The following is a 26,130-nucleotide window of genomic DNA, read 5'->3' on the forward strand; positions in this document are numbered from 1 at the left end:
TCGATCGCCCTTAATATCCCAGCACGAGTTGACTAAAATGTAGGTAGAAACCGGGTTTTTTCGACAATTTCCGCCGCAGTTTTAAATCCACGAAAAACCCGGTTTCTTAAGTTCGGATCGCCCGCAATATTAAACCAGATCGCACACAGCCCCTAAAGATGCGATCGTCGCTTTTTCAGCCTCAGTCAAACCCGTAACACCAGCGATATTCATACCCTCATAAGGTCTTTCAGCTATCAGCGTTTTGAGGCACTCACCAGTCTTGACATCCCAAAGCTTAATTGTGCCATCACCGCTACTACTAGCGAGAGTTTTACCGTTTGGACTAAACGCGACTGAAGATATCCAATCGTTGTGACCTTGCCAAGTCTGGAGGCATTCACCACTGTGGCAATCCCACAATTTTATAGTTCGGTCATTACTGCCAGTAGCCAGAGTTTGACCATCTGGACTGAACGCGACTGAATTTATCCAATCAGTGTGAGCTTGGCAAATCTGGAGGCATTCACCACTGTGGTAATCCCACAATTTTATACTTCGGTCATTACTGCTACTAGCCAGCATTTGACCGTCTGGACTAAAGGCAACTGAACGTAGCAAATCGCTGTGACCTTGCCAAGTCTGGAGACAGTCACCACTGTGACAATCCCACAAATTTACAGTTCGGTCATTACTACCACTAGCCAAAGTTTGACCGTCTGGACTAAAGGCAACTGAACGCACCACATTGCTGTGACCTTGCCAAGTCTGGAGACAGTCACCGCTGCGACAATCCCACAACTTTACAGTGCTGTCATTACTGCTGCTAGCCAGAGTTTTACCGTCTGGACTAAATACAACTAAAACTACCTGATTGCTGTGACCTTGCCAAGTTTGGAGACAGTCACCGCTGCGACAATCCCACAGCTTAACAGTGCTGTCATCACTGCCACTAACCAGAGTTTGACCGTCTGGACTAAACGCGACTGAATTTATCCAATCAGTGTGGCCATACCAAGTCTGAAGGCATTCACCGCTGTGACAATTCCACAACTTGACTGTTCGCTCATCACTACCGCTAGCTAGAGTTTTACCATCTGGACTAAAGGCAACTGAACGTACCAAATTGCTATGACCTTGCCAAGTTTGGAGACATTCGCCACTGCGGCCCCACAACTTGACAGTTCGGTCATTACTGCCACTAGCCAAAATTTTACCGTCTGGACTAAAGGCAACTGAACGTACCCAATTGCTGTGACCTTGCCAAGTCTGGAGACAGTCACCGCTGCGACAGTCCCACAACTTGACAGTGCTGTCACAACCGCCACTAGCCAGAGTTTTACCGTCTGGACTAAAGGCAACTGAAAGTACCCAATTGCTGTCACCTTGCCAAGTCTGGAGGCATTCACCACTGTGGCAATCCCACAATTTTATAGTTCGGTCATAACTACCGCTAGCCAAAGTTTGACCATCTGGACTAAAGGCAACTGAACGTACCCAATTGCTGTGACCTCGCCAAGTCTTGAGGCATTCACCATTGCGACAATCCCACAATTTTATACTTAGGTCATTACTACCGCTAGCCAGAGTTTGACCATCTGGACTAAATGCAATTGAACGTACCCAATTGCTGTGACCTTGCCAAGTCTGGAGACATTCACCACTGTGGCAATTCCACAACTTGACAGTTCGGTCATCACTGCCAGTAGCCAGAGTTTTACCATCTGGACTGAATACAACTGAACGTACCATATCACTGTGACCTAGCAAAGTTTGGAAGCATTCACCACTGTGGCAATTCCACAACTTTACAGTGCTGTCACTGCTGCTAGCCAGAGTTTTACCATCAGGACTAAATGCGACTGAACTTACCCAACTATTGTGACCTTTACCAGTCAAAATTTCTCTTCCACTAGCAACATCCCAACAACGAACTACGCCATCTGTACCACCTGTAGCTAACAGTTTGCCATCAGGGCTAAATGCTACTGCAAAAATCGTACCGAAAGATTTAATAAAACTAGACTCACTCAAATTCGCCCCAGCAAAATTGACACGCCGCAAACTAGCATTAGAAAAATCCGCACCTTTAATCACAGCCCGCGATAAATCTCTCCCTTCCAAAGCAGCATTATCAACCTTCACCAATACCGTCGCCGCATTCCCCCCCACATAACCAACTTCCGCCTCAGTTTTACCTTTCGTCGCCTCCAAAATTTCCAACAGTCTCGACTTAACCTCACCAACAAACTCGGTTTTTGCCAACATCGGCACCAACAAATCCATCACCGCTTTCGTCAAAGGTTCCCGCCCGAAACTGTTAAGAAGTTGCCCTAAACTTTCACTAACAAAACCCTTCAAAGCCGGAATCGGCACAATCTCACCCGCATTGTCCGCCTGACGGCTAAAATACCCAGACCAAGTATAATTCACCGACTCAACAGAATTATCCAAATACAATTGTGCTTGCGATAACTCCGTAAAATCAGCGGGCAAAACCCCCAACTCCGCCGCCAATTTATACGCTATAAAAAACTCCAAAAGTGACCTGTGTGCCGGAGAATAATCGCCCTCAGCATTGCGAATTAACATCGTTTGACCCATCATGTCGTAATGCCAGTGGTCTAAATCCTTTTCTGCTTGCACCACAGCCCCAAACAAGCGGCGAATTCTGTCGGGAAACAGCCGATAATTCAAACTCATCTGGTCTGTTGATAGCATTTCCCAGGACAGTTCGCACAGGAAAAATAGCTTATCTGCCAGCGATGTAAACGTCCTTTCTGCCTTAATATCCCGTTCCATCTTCCGGCGCACCGCATACAAGTATACCCGCGACATATCCACGTATTTACCTGCTTGAATATCGGGCAATGATTCTAAGATTAATTCCGCCATCACCGGCCGCCGCGCCAAATCCAATAACTGCGGATTATTCATCACCTGTGCTACAGTTTCGGCATCGGCTTGGTGAGACAATACTTGACGGATTTGGTCGTCGTCGAATGCTGCCAATTCCAATACTTCAAACTGCGGGGTTTCTCCGCTGAGATTGGCAGTCGAGGCTTTTAATTCGGCATTCAATAAAGCGCGTCCTTCCTTGGCTTCGGGAAAGTGTTCTGTCCGACAGGTTAAGATGACTTTTGCACCGGGAACAATCACCTTTGCTAGTTCCCAGAAGTTGTTAATTGTTTGTTGTCGATCGCACTTAGCGGCCATCTCATCAAACCCATCAAAAATCAACAGCAACTTACCCATCCGATTCAGTTGGTCGAACACTTCGCTATTCAGTCGGATGTTGTGCTGGGTAAAAAAGAAACCAGCCAAAACATTCTCAACATTCAAAGCTTTTGCATAGTCGCGCAAAGTAATAATTAAAGGCAAGCGAGGCCGTTGAGTTCCTTTTTGTTTTGCCTGTTGGTAGCGCTGCAAAGCCGTCCAAGCATAGTGAAAAGCAAACCAAGTTTTCCCCGTCCCGAATTCGCCCAAAACTGAGATGTGTTCCTTCGCCGGATCGTCCATCCACAAGTCGATATAACCGTCAATCCAGCCGTCCTCTTCGCCGTAATAGCTGGCATCAATTTGTCGCTTATTAACGGAGTCTAACTCAGCTTTCGTACAACCGAGAGGCACGTATTTACCATCAATTTTCCGGCGCTTAACTTCGTTTTCCAACCATTCGATGTAGCCGCTAAAATCAGCATCAACATCAATCAATTCGTCAAACGTATAACAATCGAGATGGCGATTTTCTGGTTGGTCAACTTCCTTGCGGGCTGCTTTAGAAATCCGCCGCGATGTCACCAACCAACCTTCATCGGTTTTTTGCGTTTTTACCGACTGTCTCAGCGCCCCAACATCTTGAATTCCCGCTTCTCCCGCCATACCGCGAATCAAAATGCGATCGAACCTTCCCCGCCTTACCGGAATCCGAATAATCCATTCAAAATAGTTATCTTCCCAAACCTGATACGGCTCAAAATCGTAGCCCAATATTTCAAACCAACCGCGCATTTGCTGCGCTAAAGCAAACTCTTGGGATTTTACCGCAGTTTCATTTCCTGCTGGTAAAGCCGGGTTAATTTCCACAGCCAGCCGCGCCATTTCCGCGCGCATTCCTTCGAGAGTTGGCAGTCGATCGAGCCTTTCGTGAAGTGCTACAATTTGTTTGTGGACTGAATCAATCTGATGATTCGTCAAAGCTTCTTTGGGATTGCGAGTGCGTTTGGTGACGGCGATAAAAACTGCGGAAAAAGCAGCAAATTCGCGCCGAATGTCAATCCCTAAATCTTTAATTTCATCTCCCAAAGCATAGGTATCGAGAAAATCTTCTCCTTGTTTGAGAAAAATAGCGGGAGAATTGCGATCGAACGCTTGGCGAAAAGCTTGTTTAATCTCTTCTTTCCGAAACAGTTCTAAAATAGGTTTGGGTTTGCCGATGCCGTATTCTACTAACGTATAGGCGTAAATGCTGCTGAAATCCGGTAGCGGGTGTTCGGGGTCGAGATTAAATTGTTTGAGTAATTTGATGACTGTTTCGCTGCGCTGAAACTTATCTTTAATTATAGGATTGGCGATGCTGGTAATCGCGCCGATAATCATATCAAGATTTGGTACAATCATGCTGGGATTTTGAGGTAGTTGGTGGGGAATTAGGAAATGCGATCGCACCCGACAGACTTGTTTTTATCTTAAGGTCAAAAGTAGTCACAGACTGCTGGCAAGATTATTAAAGCCCGATCCCCCGGCGCCTTGAGGGCGGGCACGGGGGCGCCGCCCCTACGAAGGGGGGGATCGGAATCTTCTTAAAGTCCCCCTTTTTAAGGGGGATTTAGGGGGATCGAGACTATGGTAAAAACGAGATTTCTCAAGACGTTTAGTCTTAAATTAACACCAGTGGCTACTGCCGTCTCCCTACGGTATATTATGAAAATTCATCAATTGGCAGTACATCTAACATCAGCATCCTCACATTAGTTTCCGCAAATCCTGTTCGAGATAAGAGCGATCGCCCTTCAACGCCGCTTTTACCAAATCTTTAACCAAAAGATTAGTCCTGCGTCTTCAGCAAAACCGCGCTGTGCCCAGCGTAGGCGTCATGGATGCGTTCAACATGATTGGAAAACGTGTTAACCGGCAACTCCGAGGGCAGATACCACTGGATTTCGTCTGCTTCTTCCGTCGTGCGCGGGCTACCTCCGACGACTTCGCAGCGGAATGTAAACACCAAGTCCGATCGCACTGGTATAGCATAAATGCCGATCGCACCTATCACCTTAACCAGCAAACCAACCTCCTCTTCCGCCTCACGCACAACCGCAGCCCACGGAGTTTCCGCCGCCTCAACCCTACCACCAGGCAAATTCCAAGCATCCCTATCGGTGCGATGGCACAGCAATACCTTGCCGCCGTTATCAATAATCGCAAAAGCACCAATAGTGTGCATGGTTGACAAGCCTAATTTTTGTAATGAATAGCATTGAAATTTTCAGCGAAGTGCGATCGCACTTCACTGCTGTGTATCCTGTTTTGCCTCGGTTTCCTGCTGTTGAAGGTTTTCCAAAGCTTTGTCGATCGCCTTGCTAACAATCCATGAAACAGAACGTTCTTCAGAAGTAGCCCATTCCTCAAGAGCCTCCTTTTTTTCCTTTGTTACATACACAGCTATCAACTCAAGCTTGCGCTTTCCGCCCATTAGGTTTTTCTCTCTTAAATTGACTCACATTTTAACTTATATCCAATCTTTAACCAACTCACAGAGCGTTAATAGCTGCTGGATTCATTCTTTCACCTCCGGTGTAGATGCTCGTTGTTGTTCTTGACTTTGATACTCTTTAACACCTTTTTCAATCAGCTTTCCAGCCAACCAAGACACGGATCGCTCGTCTTTTTCCGCCCATTCCTCTAATGCTTTGGCTATTTCAGGATTGACGTAAGTTGTTACTCGTGTAAGATTTTTTGCTGCCACGCTTGTGTTTTTTCCATAACTACTTTAGATAACATTCTACTTTTTGACGTTACCTCTTGACATGGTGTCACAAAGAATGGTACTACTTTACTAAGTAACAAAAGATGTTACTCAATTTCGACAAAAACCAAACCCCCGCCGTTTCAGACTGGAATCGAGACGCGGCAGGGGTTTGGACTCCCAAATTCAGGAAATAACCCTATTAGGAGATAACTCATTAGGAGACAACTCTATGATACCAACTCTCAAGTCCGTTCCCGAACTACTGCGCGAAGAAATTCCCGACGCGCCGCCCGACAAAAAACCCGTCCGCTTGCTGCTGTGCGGCACTCCCAAGGGCGTTAACTGGATCGTAGATATCCTGCAAATCTTGGGTTTTGCCAAGGTTGAGGAATGGAGCCCGCCTTTACCCTCGCCGATTAGCGGTGAAATCATGCGGATTTTGACTCGCTATTTTGCTGAGTAGAAATTGATGGTGATGAGGGGTAGGAACGAGGACACTACCCCTACAAATCTGTATGAATGATTTAGATTTGTTATAATGTACCAATAAAATATTGCGATTTCAAACACTATGAGCAAGCAAAAAATCTTACAGGAAGGTCGTGAATATACCTTTAGTTCATACTTTGACTTACCTTACGAAACCGATCAAATCTTAGCAGAATTTGATTACTCACTAAGCAAAGGAAGGTTATCTTTACCGAAAACAACTAGACAGTTAGATAGACTTATAGAGCTGAGAGATAAAATAGAAGATATCCTTCCCTTAGTCAGTCTCAGCAGCGAAATAGCTAGAAGAGAATCTTTAGTATCCCCTGTACTTCTGGATCTAATCCGATACTGTCAATGTCAACTGCGATTTGAGTATACTCTCAACGTTAATAGCTGGTTAAAGGGAAATTTAGATTATCTCGTGAAGTCAAATCAAGAGTTGCTAGTTATTGAAGCAAAAAACGACGATATGACTAGAGGATTTACTCAACTAGCTGTACAATTAATTGCGATGTCGCACGTTGAAGACCAAAATATATTTTACGGTGCTGTGACAATGGGAGATGTCTGGCGATTTGGCAAGTTAGATCGAAATCAGAAAACTATTTTTCAAGACACTCTTTTGTTTAGAGTACCTGACGATTTAGATGATTTATTCAAAGTAATGGTGGGAATTATAGATGGCGATGACATTTCGCGGTAGGGTGCGTCGCCTCCAACCACTCAAATAGTGGCGAAAATTCTCATAGCGACGCACCTGACTAAATTTCGCGGTAGGGTGCGTCGCCTCCAACCACTCAAATAGTAGCGAAAATTCTCGTAGCGACGCACCCTACTATTTCTTGTTTAAAGTCCCCGACGATTTAGTCGATCGCACTTATCCAAGAAAGTGCGATCGAGTTGTAGTTGTAGAGTGCGTCGCTGCGAGTCACTCAAACAGTGGCGCAAATTCCCATACCGACGCACCCTACTATTTGCAATTCACCATTTAAAAAATTCCTACAATATAGAACTCAAAACAACCTCATTAGCAGCAATCCAATCATAAATATCTTGCAAAGCCGCTTCCGGGCCAATGACAGGTTGCCATCCAGTCTTCTCCATCACCCTAGAAGAATCGGTGATAAAAATCGGAATATCCCCCGCCCGTTCCTCCAAAACCGGATTAATTGTAATAGACTTTCCCGTAATCTTTTGGCACAATTCAGTTGTTTCAACTAAAGAAAGACTGTTATTCAAACCCCCACCAACATTGAACACTTCGCCGTCAAATTCCGCAAAATGTTCCAACTGATAATTAACTAATCTCAGCAAATCTTCAACGTGCAGCAAATCCCTAACTTGTTTACCACTGCCGCCAAAACCGATATAATTAAGCGACCTTTGAAAATAGTGAGCCGCCACCCACAAACCGCAAACACCCTGATCCACTTTGCCCATTTGCCAAGCACCGGTAATTAACCCGCAGCGGTTGATAATTGCCTGCACGTTGTATGCTTCCCTGTACTCCTCAATCAGCAATTCCGAAGCTAATTTAGTTGCTCCGTAAAGCGAACGGTGTCCTTTTAACGGGAAGTCTTCGGAAATGCCTAACTTGGAGATACCGGGTAATGTTTGTTCTGGGGCGATCGCAAATCTATCATCCAACTCCAATAACTCGATCGACTTGACAGAGGCGATCGGATAAACCCGACTCGTAGACAAAAACAACAAACTCGCACCAGTCTGTCTCGCCAACTCCAAAACATTCACAGTACCCAGCAAATTCGTCTGCAAAACGTACTGAGGCGAACTAAAACCGGCCAGCACAGAAGGTTCTGCCGCGCAATCTATAATACAATCAGCATTGAGTGCAACTGGATCTAAATCAGCCGCCGTGCGAATATCCCCGTAAACAAACTGAATCCCAGAACTTTTAAGTCTGGGAATATTCAATTCCGAACCCCGGCGGCGCAGGTTATCCAAACAAATTATTTGCCATTCTGGGTGAAGTTTCTTCAGGCCAATTGCCATACAACTGCCGATAAAACCCGCACCGCCCACAATTAAAATTCTTTCAGGCATTAACTAAATTTCTTGCTAAAATATGGTTCGTAGTAAGGACTTCAGTCCTTATTCCTTCGCAGTCAGGACTTCACTCCTTGACTTAGGCAACAAATCTAATTTCAACTCATTCATCTTTTTAGTCCGGTGGTAGTCGCCGCGAGAGAGATGTTTTTCCAGCCAGACATACAAGACAATAAACAAGTATCGACTGCCCATCTCTTTGATTTTCAGCTTAGAAATACCAGCAGTCCGATTGTACCACCTCAGAGGAATCACCGTATAGGAAAAACCCCGGACAATTGCTTTTAGGGGAAGTTCGACAGTCAAATTAAAGTGATGGCTCAAAATCGGTTGTATGCCTTCAATCACTTCTTTCCGGTAGATTTTAAAAGCATTGGTGACATCGTTGTAGCGCAACCCAAAAATACTTTTGACAAACCAGTTTGCTAAGCGATTAATTCCTAACTTGTGAATTGGATAATCAACGACAAACCCGCCTTTGATAAATCTGGAACCGAAAACGCAGTCATATCCTGCTTGCAATTGGCGGTATCCTGCTACCAAATCTACGGGATCGTCGGAAGCATCCGCCATCACGATCGCCACAGCATCGCCTTCAAATTCCGCCAATCCCCGGCGCACGGCAAATCCGAAACCGTTGGGAGGTTGATTGTTGACGTATCTAACTGTCGCAAAAGTCTCTGACAATTCCTGGCAAATGTCAACGGTTTTATCCGTACTATTGTCATTCACAATCAAAATTTCGTGCTCGATCCCTTCTAAATCAAGCGTCTGGGCTAAAGCCCGCACAGTACCTTCCAAACAGCCCTCTTCATTGTGGGCTGGTATAACCACCGAAATTTTCACCAAAACCTCCGAGAAGCCCCTGGCTTCAGACATGGGGAGGGATAGGAGCGGCGATTGAGGGGGTTCGATGCCCCCTCAATCGCCATGCAATCTCCAGGAATGGCTCGTAATCTTGCTGTATAATTAGACATATCAATTGTCAAATTTTTTGAATTGTGGAACAAGTATTGACGTTAGTTTGCAAACTCCAACCAACGCCTGAGCAAGCTTCTAAAACAGATGCTTTGTTGAAGGCGTTTGCGGATGGTTGCAACTGGGTCAATCAGGTTGTTAAAGGTGGCGTGACCAGCAAAACGACGATTCAAAGCTTGACCTACCAAGAATTGAGAAAACAGTTTGGATTGAGCGCAAATCAGGCTGTGCGCGTCTGTGCCAGGGTTGGCGCAAATCGTAAAACCGCCAAGCTGAAAAACAAACCTGTGCAAGCGTTCAAAGCAACTAGCGCTGATTATGATGCCCGAATCTTTGGCTTTAGAGAAAAGGATTGGACGGTTAGTTTGACTCTGCTTAACGGACGTGAGCATATCAAATTGGATTTGGGAAACTACCAGCGAGGCAAGCTCAAAGGTCGAGTTCCTACCAGCGCTCAATTGTGCAAGCACAGGGACGGACGCTACTACATTCATATTCAACTCAAAGACGAAACGCCAGAGCCGATTCATTCCGATCGAGTGATTGGTGTTGACTTTGGGCGGCGTGATATTGCGGTAACAAGCGAGGGTGATAAATGGGACGGTAAGCAAATTCAGCAGGTCAGGGATAGGTTCTCTAAGGTTAGAGCATCGCTTCAAGCAAAAGCCTCGAAGGGCACAAGATCGACTCGTCGTCGGGCGAGACAGATTTTGCAACGGCTGTCGGGACGTGAGCGGCGCTTTCAACAATGGTTGAACCATAACATCAGCAAAGTAATTGTTCTGTCTGCCCTTCAACACAATGCCATTATTGCAATTGAGGATTTGACGGGTATCAGGGAACGCACCAATCAGCAACCCAGAAACAAAACCGAACGCCGCCGATCTAATAGTTGGGCGTTCTTCCAACTGAGGATGTTTCTGAACTACAAGAGTTTGAATTACGGCGCCCTGTTGGTGACAGTTAACCCTGCCTACACCAGCCAAACTTGCCACGTGTGCAACCATATCGGGTCCAGAAGCGATAAGCGATTTAAGTGTGGCAACTGTGGCTGGCATGGTGACGCTGATGTAAATGGTTCGTTTAATATTGCCAATCTTGGAGCCGTTGTAAGTCGGCTTAGAGGCTCGGACACGCTTAGTTGCGATGTCCAGGGCTACCAAAAGCCCCCCGCTTCAGCGGTGGGGTAACTTACTCCTCATCCTCCGCGCAACTGGACAAACTGGTTGTCAACAGGATTATACACCCAAGCTTTGATTTCGGTTTGGCCGATCGCCAAATTACTACCCGACACATCAACCGCCCACCTCGCATTGTTGTACAACTGCGATTTCAAAGTCTTAGCAATATCCGGGCTGTCCAAATTTACATAAGCGTTAGCAAAAAAAGATTGTTTGTCACCCACAGATAGCAGTACAATGTTCGGCTGTTTCCTGTTGTCTGGCAAAACCGCCCAACCAGCAGCTTTCAAGAATTTATCGCCCGTTGCAGGTTTGTCTAAATAGCCGTAAACTTTCTTGGTATTAGTAATAAACTCTACATTTTTCGCAAACTTTCTCCAACCAAATTTATCGAGAATAGCAGCACCATCTCTCACCAGCCAAGTTTTTTTGCTCAGCACCCTCAAACAGCTTTCTGGCGAATTATTGAAAAAATCCGACGGTTCTAGGTAGTTAATTAACTGCAAACAATCTTGAGCGCCTTGTTTGTAAACGAGTGCAGAGCTAGTTTGGGCGATCGCCTTTTGAGAATTAACAATAATTATCCCAATTAATAGCAATAAAACTCCTCTATAAATAAATTTATAGTTGAATTTAAACAGAGCTTTTGTTTCTCGAATAAACAATTGTCCTAACTGAACCAAAACAATTAACAGTAAAATCGAATTAGTCGTATATCTTGAAGATTCGATCGCCTGAATTGCCCCAAAATTAGCCCTACCAGCCGTAATAAACAAAGCCGACAAAACCGAAAACAAACCTATTGACAGCCAAGGCAAAGCCTGAGATCGCAATCCTAAATCAATTGTGGGATCGGCATCTTGCCCGTCCCCACCCAATCCCAAATCTGTTGATAAAATATTCTTCCCAAAATACCATACAAAAAATCCGAAAATTGCAAATACTACCAATCCTACAAATGCCGAAATTCCCGGAAATCTAACAATTGGTGAACCCAACAAACTCAAAAAATAATCAATTACCACCAGCGGCTTATTCAACAATGCAATAATACTTGTTTTACGGCTAGGATGATAATCAATGGAGTAAATAGCACAAGTTGCTGCAAACAGTAATATCCATAGAATTAATCTGCTTTTTTTCTGTACTCGATTTCCCTCCAAATCCACCACAGCCGGAACCGCCGCCAACCAAGATAGCAAACCTTGAGCCAAAGAAAAACTAGCAATAAAACAGAATACAGCAGCAATAGAAATCCTAATATTAGGCAATAATTTGTGAGTTGCAACCAGCGCATACACCGCCGCTATAAAACACAGATTTACGAAAAACCAAGCTAATTGAAATCCCCAAAGCCAGTTTTCATGTTGAACCAGGGAGAAAAGTAAAATACAAGTTAAAATATTAGCTAAATGCCACAAATTATCTACATTTTTAAAGTCTTTTGTAGGGGCGGTGTCCCCGTGCCCGCCCTCTCGCGGCCTGAAATCAGGTGTAACCGGTATCGAGGATAACTTGTACAGAGTCATAAAAGTTATCCCAGCCAAACCGATGCTGAGACACAACTGATAATTGATATTCCATCTGGAAGCAAAAACCAGCACAGCAATAATTAATTTCGGAAAGACTATGCGGTGGTTGCTGTGCAAAGCCCAAAAATCGTTAAAGGTTACACTTCCCTGAGCGATTTTCTCAAACAGGCTAGCCAACCTCCACTCGTCATCAATGGGCACGTTAACGCTAAAAGTGGCTACAAATCCGATTAAAAGGACAACTGGGAGTAGATATAGCGTAAATAAAATGAATTTTTTCATGAATGTGCGATCGCACCAATTGCCATCACCATGTTATATCATATCAAATCCACTTTTCATCGGAATCATTCATCTCTCTAAACTCTCCCTCTGTGTCCTCTGTGCCCTCTGTGGTTTAATAATTCCGGTACAGCCAGATTTAATATCAAATGTATATAATTTCATCATTGCATGACGAGAAAGCAATCACAGGGCTTTAACTTGTTTATCGTCCTAGTTTCAGTTAGATATTGTAGGGTGCGTCAGCTCATAGCATAATCTTCATGCGGTATCGAGAATTGGCTGACGCACCCTACTACTGTTTCCCTAATTTTGCAATCTTGTCTATTGCTCGCTACAAACTTGATAACTGGTTTGTAGTGAGCAATGTAAGTCCTCTTCAATTCTGTTCGCCCAATTACTTAACAGTCTTGAACGTATCCAGTTTGCCCGTAAATCGGTTGATAAACATCTGCAAAACAGTCCGCTTGCCGATGTTGATATTAGAACTTACGGCCATTCCCGACTGCAAGTTAACTTCCTGTTCATTTGACTTGCCCTTGTTCAAGACAAACTTTTGATTTTTGAGCTTAATTTTGGTTTTGAAAGCGTAGTATTTCCGAAGTTCAGTAGGAGGTTCAGCATCGCTGCTAATCTCTTTTACTTCACCCTGAGCAGTACCAAACTCCAAGGCAGGAAAAGCTTCAACATTGAGTTCCACAGGAACGCATTCGTAGTGCGTCAGACCCAATTTCTCTCTATTAACTTCCTTCTCAGGACACAGGCAGCTTTTACCTACTTCGCACTCAATTTTTTCTCCATCTAATTGTTTGCCGTGATATTTTTCTAATTTTTGTCGCTTCTGTTTCATACCATCCAAAACGAGAGCTACGTTGCTGTTTTCCAGGTAAACAACTGCTTGCAAGCCGTTTTCATCATCCAAAACCTTGAGCAGCTTCTCTGTTTGCTGCGCTTCGTAATAAGCTTCTTCGCAGCGTTTGGGGCGCGGTTCTCCAGGTTTTACCACTGAGTTAATAATGGATTGGCAAATCGGATCTTTAGCTAGATCCAACTTCGCATTCTCCTTCTTAGAAGGTTTCAAATCGAAGATAACGCCGGATACGGGAGCCTTCATAATTTGAGTATCGCGAACTTGCTGCGCTTTTTCTAGCTGAGCATTTACTTCGGACAGCTTTTTCAGGTTTTCCACTTTGAAGCGGCTGAGTTGAGAATCGCTGCTGGCAATTTGTTTCTGGTTTTCAGCAATTTTGGTGTAAAGTTCTTTTGCCCAGGCATCCTTGGTATTTTTCAACTGTTCTTGGGCGCGGGCGATCGACTCTTGAATGCGCGCTTGCTCTCCTTGCTGGCGCTGTACTTCAGCGGTTATTTTTTGGATGTCACCTTGACGGGCGTTAATTTCGCCTCGGCGCGTATTGATCTCACCTCTGCGGGTATTGATTTCGCCTCTACGGGCGTTGATTTCACCCTCGCGCTGCTTGATTTGATCTTGCTGTTTCAGAACGTCGCCTTGCCCTCTGAAAACATCTTGTTCCTGCTTTTCTCTTTGTAATTCAGCGATCGCTCCTTGCTCCACCAGCGGGCCTAGTCTGCCCAAAATGCCTTGATTTGACTTCAATACTTGTTGGGATTTGGCTAACTGTTCTTCGGCCAACTCTTTCTGAGCTAGAGCTGATTTGACTTGCTCTTGGGAAGAAGCTAACTGCTGCTGAGAGTAATTTAATTGGTTCTGAGCAAAACCTAATTGTTGCTGTGCTACCATCATTTGATCGCCGGCGGCTTTCTCAGCATTTTCAGCTTGCTTGAGTTGTTTTTCTAATTCCTGAACTTGTCCTTGGGCGGCGGCTACCCGAGACAGATATTCCGATCGATAATTAACATACAGTCCTTGCTGGGCTGCATCAAAATTTCCGCTGGCTCCCCGGTTAAGGTATAGCTCGTCAATCAAAGCTTGCAGCACTTGATTTTGTGCTGCGAGGCTCTGTCTGTCTTTGATTGTCGATTCTAGGTTGGAAGGAATAGGGCCTTGAACTTTGCCACTAACGACATCTTCGTAAAATTTATTTTCTTTTTCCAGCGCTTCTTTCGTTTTCTTAATCGATGTTAAATCGGCACTGGGTGCAAGGGGGTTGAAAGTGAGCAGGGGCTGGTTTTTTTCGACCCGATCGCCATTTTCGACGTGCAGCCTCACCACAGCGCCCGTAGCAGGCGCTTGGATGTCTCTAGCACCATCTTTGAGTTCCAATTGGCCGACAGCGGGGACAGCTTGCTCTACGCTAGCAAAATAAGCCCAAACTACGGCAGAAGTGGTCATCAGCATGATCATCCACAAAAACAAGCGCGACCAAATCGCTGGTTTTTCCAGAATGACTGCTTGTTCAGAAAGGATTACCGATTTCATAGCCATTTGTTAGGTGTTAGTTGTTAGTTGTTAGTTGTTATTTGTTATTTGGGCATTGGGCATTGGGAATTGGGCATTGGGCATTGAGCATTTATTATTATAAAAGCTATTAACAAGCGATCGCTAACCACTAAGTATTACCAGAAAGAATTGGTTGAAAGCCGGAACCCTTTGAGGGAGAAATTAAAATCAGACGATTCATTACTCCAATCAGACGATTCATTACTCCAATCCTCTTCCTTAAGGATAGAGGTCGCTCTCAAACTGTCAACTGTCAACTGTCAACTGTCAACTGTTGAACGATGCCCCATTCCCCACCATTAGGTGCCCGATGACTCTTGTTGTTGGAAGAGGCAGTAGTAACGCCCTTTAAGAGCCATTAATTCTTTATGCGTTCCCTGTTCGACTACAGAACCTTGATCCATCATAATAATGACATCAGCATTTTGGATTGTAGTCAGGCGGTGAGTGATGAAAAACACCGTGCGACCGGCGAACGCTTCGGCTAAGTTATTGCAAACTTGGCGTTCGGAATGGTAGTCCAGGGCGCTTGTAGCTTCGTCCAAAATCAGCAGTTTCGGGTTTTGCAAAATCGTCCGGGCGATCGCCAAACGCTGCCGTTGACCCCCAGAAAGCGATGAACCGCGTTCTCCCACCACCGTATTGTAACCAGCGGGCAAGCCCATGATAAAATCGTGAGCTACGGCTAATTTCGCTGCTCGCACAATCTCATCCGTACTCGCATCAGGATTGCTCAGAGCAATATTTTCTTGGACTGTACAGTTAAACAGCAAAGTATCTTGCAACACCACCCCAAGCTGAGCGCGGAGCGAATATAATTCCACTTTGGAAATGTCATAGCCGTCAATAAAAATGCGGCCCGACAGTGGCGGATAAAGACGCTGCAACAGCTTCATCGCCGTACTTTTTCCGGAACCGCTTCCCCCCACAATTCCCACAAAACTGCCAGCGGGAAAATCCAAGTTCACATTCGCCAATTGCAGGGCCCCACTCTCCAGGAATCGGAAGGAAACCTCTTCATAGGAAACCTGCCCTTGAATTGCCGGCAGCGGGATATTGCTCCGGTCTTCCTCGCTGGTTTCCGTGGGTTTATCGATGATATCCTTGAGCATATCGATCGACATCGAGACCTCTTGGAAACTCTGCCACACGCTCACAAACCTGAGGAGCGAACCAGTCACGTTACCGGAAATAATTCGGAAAGCAATCAACTGACCCAAAGTAATGTCATTGCTAAGTACCAAATAAGCTCCCACCCACAACTGAGCTAAGTTACCCACCTGGTTTAAAAAGCTGCTAATCGTACCTGCCGTAGTCCCCGTCAGAATAGTTTTAAAACTAGCTGTAATATATTTTGCGTAGCGGCTAGACCACTCCCAGCGAGATTTCAGTTCAATATTTTGAGCTTTAACAGTTTGAATTCCGGTGACTACTTCCACTAGATAGGATTGAGAGTCAGCAAAACGCATATTTCTTTGTTTGATCAGGCGCAGTACCAGCGGATTGATCAGAACAATCATCAGCGCCAGCACTGGTACGACTGCCAAAGATACGAAGGTTAGCTTCACGCTGTAGGAAAGCATCACGGCGACGTAAACCACCGAAAATACTGCATCAAGAACCACTGTTAAAGCGGTACCTGTCATGAATTCCCGAATCTGGCCCATCATGCTGAATTTGTAGACCAGATCTCCGACGCGCCGGTTGTCAAAGTAATTCTGAGGCAGCCGGAGCAAGTGGTCGATTACTTCCGCACTCAATTTGACATCGATGCGGTTGGAAGTATCTACAAATAAGAAGGTTCGTAAACCGTTGAGCAATCCTTCAAACAGGGCAACACCTAACAGAAACGCACCCAAAATATCCAAGGTGTCGATGCTGCGCTGACCTAATACTTTATCAATAATTACTTGGCTGATTAAAGGGTTGGCAAGACCAAATAGTTGCACAAAAAACGAGGCGAGCAATACCTCAATAAATACTGTTTTGTGTTCCATCAGCGCCGGCACAAACCACCAGAAGCTGAACTGCTCTTTTTGTTCGACTTGTGGCGCTTGCAGCAGCAGGACTTCTCCCTGTTCGCCCCAGTCTTCTCTAAACTGAGGTACCCGCATCCGCATCAGCCCCTTTTCTGGGCTGGCTAGTACCAATTCTTGCTCGGTGATGCTGTAAACAATGGCAAAGCTATCTAGGAATTTAATCATGACCGGAGCTTTGATCCGGTTGATCGCATCTGCTGGGACTTGCGCCAATTGAGGCGTCAGGCCGATGCTTTGGGCGATCGCCCCGCAGGCTTGCAGATTGATAACACCAGCGGTTTTTAACTGATTTTCTAGAACTTTGCGGATGATATCCCGACGAAATTTGATGCCAAAATACTTGCTCAACATTTGGAAGCAAGCTAGCGGGGCATCTATTTGCCCTTTGGCGCGGAAAACTGGATATTTCCCCGCCTCTGGTGTTGGGATTGGGTTTGGGGGGCGCTCGGGGGCGGGGGGTACATCGCCAAAAATGATGGGTGGCTTTTTCCCTAAGCCTCCTGTTCCTGTGGCTGTCGGGTCAGTTAAGGGATCTTCTAGCTCTGTTGGTGATGCTGAGGGTTCCCGGAAGCCGACCAAGCGGGCGCCGGCGCTGCCTTCTACTTTTAAGGATTTGGCTGCATTTTCAACAGAGAAGCGACTGCCGGTGGGAAACTCGCCCAAGACGCCGCTGCTGACTAGCCAAATTCGATCGGCATCTAGTTCGTTAGCGAGGTCTTGAGTTTTTTTGTTACCCTTTGGGACGTTGACAACTGTCGCGTCTTCCCAAGCTTGCCGAGTTAGCTCCTTGAGATCCGAAGTGCCGTCGGCTTGGCGCTGCAATTCCAGGCTCAACAGCTCAAACACTTCGCTCAAGGAAGAGTGAGCGTGAAAAGCTTCTCCAAATGTCGGCTGTTTTTCCAGTAAGTTCAGGAAATCTTCAGCAGGTAGGACGATCGCGATTACATCTGTAGAGGCGATCGCAGTTTCGCAGGGAACTCCTCTGAGCAAGCCAGCCCAGCCGAGAATTTCCTGCGACTGCACCAACCGCAAACTGACGTGGCGTTGCGATCGCTGGTCAAAGCCCAGCAGCCTGGCCTGACCTTGATAGATAATTGCCACCTGAGTCGGCATTTTTTCGCGTTCAAACAGGGGTTGCCCCGTCCGGTAGCCCAGGAGTTGGCATTTAGCCACCAAGGCTGTTAGATCCGTCTCTGACAGTCGGTCAAAGGGAGGTGTTTGAGCTAAGAAATCCTGAATTTGGGTGAGGGAAACAGCGGAAGAAGTCATGATATTGAAGACACGGAAGAGAGGGGCTGTAGCGGGCCTATTTGCGATATTTGTTCGGCGAGCCAGCTTTCAAAGAGTTCGTTAATCAGGTGCAGCCGCATCGATTCGTCGAGCTGGGCCGGCATGAACTTTTCTAGTCGAATAATTACCATCCATTCTGCCAGAGGACGCGGCGTCCAGAGTTGATTTGGCTGGCTGACTGATAAAAGTTTACTAATTGCCGGGTGAGGCTGACTGAGGGGTACTGGGCCCAACAGGCCGCCCGACTTTGACTCTGGGCCTTCTGAGAAGTCGCGAGCTACTTCAGCAAAGGTTTGTTCCCCTTCGAGGATGCGGAAGTAAAGTTCGTTTGCCAGTGCTGGATTTTTGGTGCGTACCAGGGAATAGACTACGTGGTCTAGACTGGCTTTGCGGGTTAAAAAATAATTATCTACTTTAGGTCTCCAAGTCTCTTGCTTAAATTTTTCGATCAGCAAGGGTCTGACGGCCATCTCTTGAAGTTCTTCTTCTGTCATATTTTGACTCCTCAGCCAAGCTTCTCTGGCGTCGGGGGCTGTCAGTTGGTGCTGTGCCAGAAAGTTCTCGACTGCTGATTGGCGTTCTTCGTCGCTGCAACTAAAGGATGCGATCGCTTGGTCGATGATTACACCCCGCAAGAATTGGGGCATCAACTGGTAACGCTTCAGGAGCGATGGCATATCCTGAGCTTGCAGTAATTTATCGCCTATTTGAAAAAGTCCTGTCATTTTTTAATCTCCAACTGACTTGCGCTTCCCCTTTTAATTTAGCTGTGGCAGGAAAAGAGCGACAACCACTAACCCCTCAATCTCCCGATGATAGCAGAGCGTTAAGAAACCTAGCGCTATTGCTGTCTAATTCTTGACGCTTTGCATCCAGACGGGGTTCCTTTCAAATAGTTTGCCTATTTGATGGGAGTAAGCGCGACTGTCAAGAATTTTGGGGTTGGCCGCCATTGTTTGCTGGATTCGATCCCGATAGCGCCGGCGCATTTCTGGGTTGGTTCCCAGTGCTGTACTCATTTCTATATAAGAGTTCTCGCTATGTGCTACCAGTTCCGGAAGTTGTAGTTCTTCAAGGACTGCTGCAAATAGTCCCGATCGAGTTTTTTGCCCTTTTCTTGCCACTACAGGCAACCCGGCCAACAGCGGTTCTGCTAAGGAGCCGGCATCGCTGTATGGATAGGAGTCTAAATATATATCAGCCAATTCCAAACATTTTATGCAATCTGCGCGATTTGATAGCGCTCTTATCACAACTAGCTGCTTTTTGTCAATTCCAAATTCCCCGAAAGTCGATCGAATTTGATGGTAAAAAGGTACGGTCGGATAGTCTTCTGTGCGGGAACGAAAGGGATACAAAACTAAAATAGAATTCGGTACGCCGGCAATAATTTTTGCCCAAGTTTCTCGCAATTCTGGGATAATTGTTCCAGCCCGAGCACAGGAGATGAATACTACAGATTCGTTGGTGGCTCCCCAACTGCTGCGAGTCGGTTCAACGGTGGCAGGAGCTAACTCTACAGGATAGCTGAAACAAACTCCCGAGCCTTCTAAGGTAATTAATTTTTCGCGATACTCTGCTGCATCTGCGGGCAATGCCAAATCTCCGACAATCAAACAATCGATATTGCGGGCTGCGGTGGTGGCCCGAGTAGATGCAGCGGCAGCCATTTGCACGCGCGCCAGTCGGTGCAAGCACAGCAGTGCGCTGGGCCCCGAAGTGTCGGCGATATTGGTGGTAATTAACAGAATATCTAAATCGTGCGATCGAATTTCTTGCACTTGCTGGGGCAAATTTGCCGGCAGTCGCACCAGCTTGTCAGCACAACTTTCGCAATATTTCACCAGTTGCTCGTCTTCTACCCCAAAACTGTAGGCGATAACTTCAAATTTATTTCTATCTAAATATTCAAAACTCGGAATAGCAGCCCAAGTTTCCGATTCTGCACTAATTTTGTCGAGCAAAATCCCCAATCTAACTTTAATTGGCTTCGATACTCTTGGAGCAAAATTCCAGTTTATGTCACAGCCAATTTTTTGTAAATAAAATTCCAGAATATCAGCTCGCTGGCTCAAGACATTCAGCAAATTTGCATCGCTCAAGTACAACGCTTGGAAACTAACACTCTTGGCAATAAAGGCGGCCACATAACACCAAACTCCCGCATTTGGAAAACCGGCGATATTCGCAGCAACATACTCGATCAAATCCTGGAAATATTCAGAATATCTTTCAACATCTCCCATTTGTTGAAAACAATTCGGAGACTGAAATAGAAATTTCAGAAAATCATCAAAAAACCACTGGGGAATCGCTGAATCTTTATACTCTAACGGCAACTGATAAGCCTCTCGGTACAGCATCGCTGCCAGACAATATGGCATCTTATCGGCAATTGTCCCTGCTGAGCCAAGTTTCGAGTATAACTGGCGGACAAAACTTTGTTCCGACTCGGTTAAAAGTTCATGTTTGAGGTGGCTCTCTAGTAGCAATTTATGAGCTTTCCCCGCTGCTTGCGAGTAAGCACTTTCTATTTTATCGACGGGACAATTTAGCCAAGCTTCAGCTAGTTGTTGGCGGCGTTGCCGCATTTGCGCCAGAATAGACTGGTTTGATGGCAATTTTTTGTACTTTTCAACCAGTGCTGACAAGTCAGATATATTAGGTTGGGTTCTCGATGCCAACTTTTGCCGGATTGTCTGTTTAATTTGTTGATTCAGGAAATTGTAATCAGGACTATTTAGGAGTTTCTTGTAAAATCTGACGACATCTTTATGATTTTCCCCAGCAGCGAAGTTTTTCCAGGTTTGTTGTTCGGGATGAATCCGCAGTGACGACAGTTTTTCGTCTACAAACCCGACGTGATAGTTTCCCATGATCCGCCACCACATATCTAAGTCTACATACTGAGATAATCCTGAATCAAACAATCCGATTTCGGCAAAGACTCGGGCGGCAATTAAGACGGTACTCGGTTCGCCAATTTTGTTGATGGGGTTGTTCAAGCAGTTAGCATCTGCTAGCAAGTCTTTTCCGGGCTGAATAGATTTTAAATTCGACCAACTTTTGTGCAAATCTTTGATTGATTGGGAAGCTTTCCGCAAAATTGGGTGAGATTCGTCTTCAGCGATGGTGATGCCGCGGGGGGAGAAAATCATACCTATGTCTGGGTTTTGTTGGGCGAGGGCGACCATTTTGGCGATACATTCTGGTGCCAGCAAGTCGTCTTGAAACAGAAATTTGATGTATTCACCTTTGGCTTGAGAGATGCAGAAGTTCCAGTTTTGCGATAAGCCGTAGTTGCGGTGGAGGATGATGCGGAAGTCGGCGGATGTTTGGGATAGGAAGGATTGGGCGATCGCAATTGTGCGGTCTGTGGAGCCGTCGTCGGATACAATCAGTTCTATATTCGGGTAAGTTTGGGCGATCGCGCTTTTGATTGTTTCCTCAATAAATGCTTCTCCGTTGTACGTCGGAATGCAAATGCTCACCAAAGGCTGCCAGTTTCCCAGTTCTACTTTTGATTGAGTTTGTTGGTTTGACTGTGGGAATTCATGCTTAATTTTTGCAGACTCTGCTTTGGCACTTCTTGACAGAGGCAAATTTTGAAAATTATCGGTAATCTCGGCAATATATTCGAGACGTTTCCTAATTTTAGTCCCTGTAACTTCCGGGTTGAGTAAAGTCTGAATTTCCGCAGCAGCGACAACTCCAATTTTTTGAGATTCTTGGTAATTATTAAAAACATAGCCCATTAAATCAGCAGCGTGTCCGACATCCGGTTCGGCCCAAACATTGCCTTTTTTATAAGGCCCGCAATCTTCCTCAATTGGGACTAACTTATACCTTACTAAAAAGCTATTCCCGACATTCATAAATTCTGTATTTGATGAATAGCCGGTCGCAATTACAGGCTTGCCGTAAAACATCGCTTCAGCCATTGTCAAGCCGAATCCTTCGCAGCGGTGCAGCGACACGTAACAATCGCAATTATAAAGCAAACCGTTGATTTTATCTTTGGATAAATACCCGTCTTGATGTCTGATATTTGCAGAATCATCTATGGCAAAATTCAACAATTCTAAATCCTTAAGATTTTTGTCGGAGTTGGAAGATTTGATCAGCAATAATACGCGGTCATCTTCACCAAAAGCTGTTTTAAATGCTTGGATGACTGCCAAAGGATTTTTGCGTTCGATGCGGCTGCAAAAGTCGAACACAAACAGAAAAATAAATTTATCTTTAGGTAAATGTAGTTCTTCTCTGCTGAGGGAAGGTGCAGGCAAAGAAATACTGGGCATGATTTTGATGACGGGAATTGGCGAAACTTGAGAAATTGCTTCGGCACAAGAATTGCTGTAAGTCCAGATTTCGTGAAAGTGATTAAATGCTGCCTGCCATTGAGGGGGAAAGCCGGGAAGTTCCCAGGCCCAAAAGCCGATATTGTATTTATTTGCAAAATAGCTGGAACTTCTATCTTTGATAAAAGTGTCAACTTCGTCGGCGTTGACTTGAATTAAATTTACCGGATGGGGATTGTCTGGACTAAAGTTTTGATATGTGGTGTCTTTTTTGCGGTGGGGACTGCGGGTAAAATTGTTGATAGCCAAGGTAATTCCGGCGGCTTCGGCGGCTCTGATGTTGGCTCTTACTCCTTCTCCTATGCCAAATTCGCCGTTGATGTAGCCGGCGATGTTTATTCCTAGATTAGGATTCATAATTTATAATGTATTTATTACAGTGCTGTGTTTATTTTTGGGGTACGTTGTTGGGCTTGGGCCCTCTTATTCTAAGTGGTTATATAAGCTGTCAGTCATACCTCATTTTTTGAGAACCGCTATATATCAATCTTTACACGATTGGTGCATAAGGTTTAATTGAAACGCAGAGTACGCAGAGTACGCAGAGTGAGAGAAGAGAGGGAAGAGAAAGAGTTGGTAACTGAAAATTTAGTCCTTGACAAATGTGCCGATCGCCATTGTATAATTGCATCGCCATGCTAACCTTCGGCTGGCTGTGGGTCGGCATGGATTGCTCTGCTTTATTTTACGGCAAACTAATCAGGAATTTTAGAGAAAGTGATCGATCGCGCCAACCACGACCTCTTCAAGCTGCTACCGCCGGATGCTAAAGTCATTGTTGAAATTGGCTGCGGTACGGGTGAGAGGGGCGAACACTACAAGCTGATCAATCCCCACTGTCAGTATATTGGCATTGAATGCGATCGCGAAAAAGCGAAAATTGCAGTCGATCGGCTAAACTGGGTGGCGGTAGCCGATATTGAAGAAATTGCGATCGGCAGTCTTGACATCGAACCCGAAACTGTCGATTGCTTGATTTTTGGCGACTTGTTACCCTATCTCAAAAACCCCTGGGAGATACTACAGCAGTACAGTGCTTTGCTCAAGCCGGAGGGGCAAGTTTTCGCCACAATTCCCAACGTTCAATACTGGCGGCGCATTGTCAATCTGTTGCGGGGACATTGGGAAAATCCCGACAGCAAGATGCAGCACTGGTTTACCCTGGAAAGAATTAAATCATTATTTGCTCAAGCCGGATTGCAGGTTTACGAATTGCAAGGGAAGGGACACAAAACCGAAAATTTTGCCCAATTCCAACAATTGCTGCATCCAATGGTGAAGGCGTTAGAGCTAAAATCCAGCGATTTTGCTACGGAAACGGGTGCTGAATATTATATTGTGCGATCGACCAAATCGACCGTAGAGCCCCGCAGACTGCTGATCCAAACCATTATTATGGCTCCTACAGGGTGCGATCGCGTGCGAGTTCTGGAACCGGACAAATTTAGCGCCACAATTCCCGGTGTCCGCACCGTATCGGGAGTGAAAACAGCAGCATTAATTACCGAGTTTCCGGGAGAAGAAAAAGTCTTCGTCTGGCAACGGACAATCATGCAATATCCGGCTTACATTCCCAAACTCAAAGAACTACTAAAACAAGACTACTTAATAGTAGCCGAAATTGACGACAATCCCGTCCGCCGCCGCGAATACGCAGACAATAATTACCTCAGCTATCGCGGCTGTCACTGCGTTCAAACTACAACAGAACCGCTAGCCAAAATTTTGCGGCACTACAATCATAATGTTGCCGTATTTCCCAATCAACTAGCCTATCTACCACCGCCGCGAATCTATCCAGCAGAACATACAGTCACAATATTTTTTGGCGCGCTCAACCGCGAAAATGATTGGCAGCCAATTATGGCAGCACTGAATCGAGTTTTAGTTGCACACAAACACCGAATTAGAGTTAAAGTTATCCACGACCGCAGATTTTTTGATTCCTTAGAAATACAGCAAAAGGAATTTGAATCATTTTGCACTTACGAACGGTATCAAGAAATCATGTACAGTTGCGATATAGCTTTGCTGCCGCTCGTTGCCAACCCGGTTAACGAAATGAAATCTGACTTGAAATTCATTGAATGTGCGGCGCGAGGAGTAGCGGTACTGGCGAGTCCAACCGTCTACGAACATTCGATAGTCGAAGGTGAAACCGGATTGATTTACAAACACGAAAAAGAGTTTGAAATCAAGCTAAATTCGCTCATTTCAGATACTTCTATGCGCCAAGAAATAGCCGCGAATGCTTACGAATGGGTGCGCGACAACCGCTTGCTGTGCGGACACTACCGACAGCGCCGAGACTGGTACTTGCAAATGCGGGACGAGTTGCCGCGTTTAAATGCTGAGTTGCGATCGCGATTGCCCGAGTTGTTTGCAGACTGAATGCGGTAAGATTGATAGGGGTTTTTGTACAATACGGTTGGGAGCAGATAAGACGGCGGTTGAAACCGCGTCTACACAAACAATGTCTGCCTCCGCAGACTCAAGAATGAAGATTTGACCTAAGGTTGGAACCGATTGCTCTTCAACCTGCGGAGGCAGGTTTTGTCTGTATAGACGCGGTTTCAACCGCCCAGTCTTCCGTTTTATTGTTTAATTTTTAATTGTTGATACACACAAATGCGAATCCTATTCACTATTGCTCACTTCTACAATCCTAGCGGTGACGGGAAACACGCTTCCCAACGAAACGATCCCCAACCGCGCATCAATGCTTTAACTGCTTGCGTGACTTCGCTGCAAGCTTTGTATGGCCAATCTCAGTGCATGATTGACATTAGTGAATGTGCCACTATCCCAGCCAATAAATCTCAAAAGCACGAAATCGATATTGTTGTTTGCACTACTCAAGGTTATCACCTGTTGCCTCAACTGCCTGTCCAGCCGAGGTCTTTTATGCACCACGCTACTAAATGCGAACCGCTGCTGTTGGGGTTTGAGTGTCAGGCTGTTTTGCGTTCTTGCCTTAACAAATACGATTACTTCTGTTATTTGGAAGATGATTTAGTTCTCCACGATCCGTGGTTTTTTAGTAAATTAAATTGGTTTACGCATCATGGTGGACATGGAAATTTGTTGCAACCCAATCGCTATGAAGTATCGCCTCAAGGGGCTGTTTTTAAAGCATATATTGATGGTGATTTAGTGGCCGGAGCTACTGCTAAATTTCAAAATGTGGAGGAGCAGCCGCAGTTAGTAGGGAAAATTATGGAACAGCCAATCTCTTTTGAGCGGACTTTGAATCCTCATTCCGGTTGCTATTTTTTGAATGCGGAACAGATGGCTCACTGGGCTAAGCAGTCTCATTTTTTGGACAGAGATACTAGCTTTGTTGGCCCGCTGGAAAGTGCGGCAACTTTGGGAATTATGCGGACTTTTAGAGTTTATAAGTCAACTCCTGCTTATGCTAATTTTTTGGAAATTCAACATTTTGGAGTGAGTTTTCTGAAGTTGATTGGTAATAAGGTGCGGATTTCGGAGGAAGCATAATATGAGGTTCGTAGTGAGGACTTCAGTCCGCATTATGGAAGGAC

General features: G+C 45.4%; 17 protein-coding genes. 6 read left to right on the forward strand and 11 right to left on the reverse strand.

Translation table 11 applies throughout. The annotated features are described in order from the left end of the window. Positions 1 to 129 precede the first annotated feature (129 nt). The 4 genes from QZ918_RS04365 to QZ918_RS04380 all read right to left on the reverse strand — a co-directional run bounded on the left by QZ918_RS04365 (position 130) and on the right by QZ918_RS04380 (position 5,944). Positions 130 to 4,647: an NACHT and WD40 repeat domain-containing protein gene (locus tag QZ918_RS04365; RefSeq protein ID WP_293331534.1), complete on the reverse strand. Its 4,518-nt coding sequence runs from the start codon at positions 4,645 to 4,647 to the stop codon at positions 130 to 132. 379 nt (positions 4,648 to 5,026) lie between these two features. Beyond that, positions 5,027 to 5,422, reverse strand: a complete 396-nt coding sequence (locus QZ918_RS04370) for an NUDIX hydrolase (RefSeq protein ID WP_293331537.1) — start codon at positions 5,420 to 5,422, stop codon at positions 5,027 to 5,029. A gap of 63 nt (positions 5,423 to 5,485) precedes the next feature. Next, positions 5,486 to 5,671 (reverse strand): ribbon-helix-helix domain-containing protein, encoded by a 186-nt coding sequence (locus QZ918_RS04375; RefSeq protein ID WP_293331540.1) that lies wholly within the window; start codon positions 5,669 to 5,671, stop codon positions 5,486 to 5,488. Between the two features lie 84 nt (positions 5,672 to 5,755). Further along, positions 5,756 to 5,944, reverse strand: a complete 189-nt coding sequence (locus QZ918_RS04380) for a ribbon-helix-helix domain-containing protein (protein ID WP_293331543.1) — start codon at positions 5,942 to 5,944, stop codon at positions 5,756 to 5,758. A gap of 232 nt (positions 5,945 to 6,176) precedes the next feature. On the opposite strand from QZ918_RS04380, the gene QZ918_RS04385 reads away from it, so the two are divergent. The 3 genes from QZ918_RS04385 (at position 6,177) to QZ918_RS04395 (ending at position 7,431) form a co-directional block, all read left to right on the forward strand. Continuing rightward, entirely contained in the window at positions 6,177 to 6,410 is a 234-nt protein-coding gene (locus tag QZ918_RS04385) for a hypothetical protein (RefSeq protein WP_293331546.1), read from the forward strand. 108 nt (positions 6,411 to 6,518) lie between these two features. Then, complete coding sequence (locus tag QZ918_RS04390; RefSeq protein WP_293331549.1) at positions 6,519 to 7,142, forward strand: hypothetical protein; 624 nt, start codon at positions 6,519 to 6,521, stop codon at positions 7,140 to 7,142. Positions 7,143 to 7,281: 139 nt separating this feature from the next. Continuing rightward, on the forward strand, positions 7,282 to 7,431 hold the full coding sequence (locus QZ918_RS04395) for a hypothetical protein (protein WP_293331552.1): 150 nt from the start codon (positions 7,282 to 7,284) through the stop codon (positions 7,429 to 7,431). 7 nt (positions 7,432 to 7,438) lie between these two features. On the opposite strand, the gene QZ918_RS04400 is transcribed toward QZ918_RS04395, so the two are convergent. Together QZ918_RS04400 and QZ918_RS04405 are read right to left on the reverse strand one after the other, a co-directional pair. Then, positions 7,439 to 8,503 carry an NAD-dependent epimerase/dehydratase family protein gene (locus QZ918_RS04400; RefSeq protein ID WP_293331555.1) on the reverse strand — a complete coding sequence of 355 codons (1,065 nt, stop codon included), beginning with the start codon at positions 8,501 to 8,503 and terminating at the stop codon, positions 7,439 to 7,441. A gap of 48 nt (positions 8,504 to 8,551) precedes the next feature. After that, on the reverse strand, positions 8,552 to 9,385 hold the full coding sequence (locus QZ918_RS04405) for a glycosyltransferase family 2 protein (protein WP_293331558.1): 834 nt from the start codon (positions 9,383 to 9,385) through the stop codon (positions 8,552 to 8,554). 122 nt (positions 9,386 to 9,507) lie between these two features. Between QZ918_RS04405 and QZ918_RS04410 the strand changes: the two genes are divergently transcribed. Further along, positions 9,508 to 10,674, forward strand: a complete 1,167-nt coding sequence (locus tag QZ918_RS04410; protein ID WP_293153525.1) for an RNA-guided endonuclease InsQ/TnpB family protein — start codon at positions 9,508 to 9,510, stop codon at positions 10,672 to 10,674. A gap of 8 nt (positions 10,675 to 10,682) precedes the next feature. Here the strand turns inward: QZ918_RS04410 and QZ918_RS04415 are convergent, their stop codons facing one another. From QZ918_RS04415 to QZ918_RS04435, 5 genes are all read right to left on the reverse strand, one after another. Continuing rightward, a complete protein-coding gene (locus QZ918_RS04415; protein WP_293331561.1) occupies positions 10,683 to 12,479 on the reverse strand; it encodes a hypothetical protein in 1,797 nt (598 codons plus the stop codon). 397 nt (positions 12,480 to 12,876) lie between these two features. Beyond that, positions 12,877 to 14,883 carry an HlyD family secretion protein gene (locus QZ918_RS04420; RefSeq protein WP_527250385.1) on the reverse strand — a complete coding sequence of 669 codons (2,007 nt, stop codon included), beginning with the start codon at positions 14,881 to 14,883 and terminating at the stop codon, positions 12,877 to 12,879. A 314-nt stretch (positions 14,884 to 15,197) separates the two neighbouring features. Then, complete coding sequence (locus tag QZ918_RS04425) at positions 15,198 to 18,206, reverse strand: peptidase domain-containing ABC transporter (protein ID WP_293331568.1); 3,009 nt, start codon at positions 18,204 to 18,206, stop codon at positions 15,198 to 15,200. Further along, a complete protein-coding gene (locus QZ918_RS04430; RefSeq protein WP_293331571.1) occupies positions 18,203 to 18,952 on the reverse strand; it encodes a peptidylprolyl isomerase in 750 nt (249 codons plus the stop codon). Before QZ918_RS04430 ends, QZ918_RS04425 begins: the two co-directional genes overlap by 4 nt. Before the next feature lie 126 nt (positions 18,953 to 19,078). Beyond that, complete coding sequence (locus QZ918_RS04435; protein WP_293331574.1) at positions 19,079 to 22,945, reverse strand: glycosyltransferase; 3,867 nt, start codon at positions 22,943 to 22,945, stop codon at positions 19,079 to 19,081. A 360-nt stretch (positions 22,946 to 23,305) separates the two neighbouring features. Between QZ918_RS04435 and QZ918_RS04440 the strand changes: the two genes are divergently transcribed. Both QZ918_RS04440 and QZ918_RS04445 read left to right on the forward strand, forming a co-directional pair. Continuing rightward, entirely contained in the window at positions 23,306 to 24,979 is a 1,674-nt protein-coding gene (locus QZ918_RS04440; protein ID WP_293331577.1) for a methyltransferase domain-containing protein, read from the forward strand. A gap of 237 nt (positions 24,980 to 25,216) precedes the next feature. Next, a complete protein-coding gene (locus QZ918_RS04445; protein ID WP_293331580.1) occupies positions 25,217 to 26,086 on the forward strand; it encodes a calcium-binding protein in 870 nt (289 codons plus the stop codon). Positions 26,087 to 26,130 lie beyond the last annotated feature (44 nt).

The sequence above is a fragment of the Microcoleus sp. CAWBG58 genome, assembly GCF_020883045.1.
Taxonomy (GTDB): domain Bacteria; phylum Cyanobacteriota; class Cyanobacteriia; order Cyanobacteriales; family Microcoleaceae; genus Microcoleus.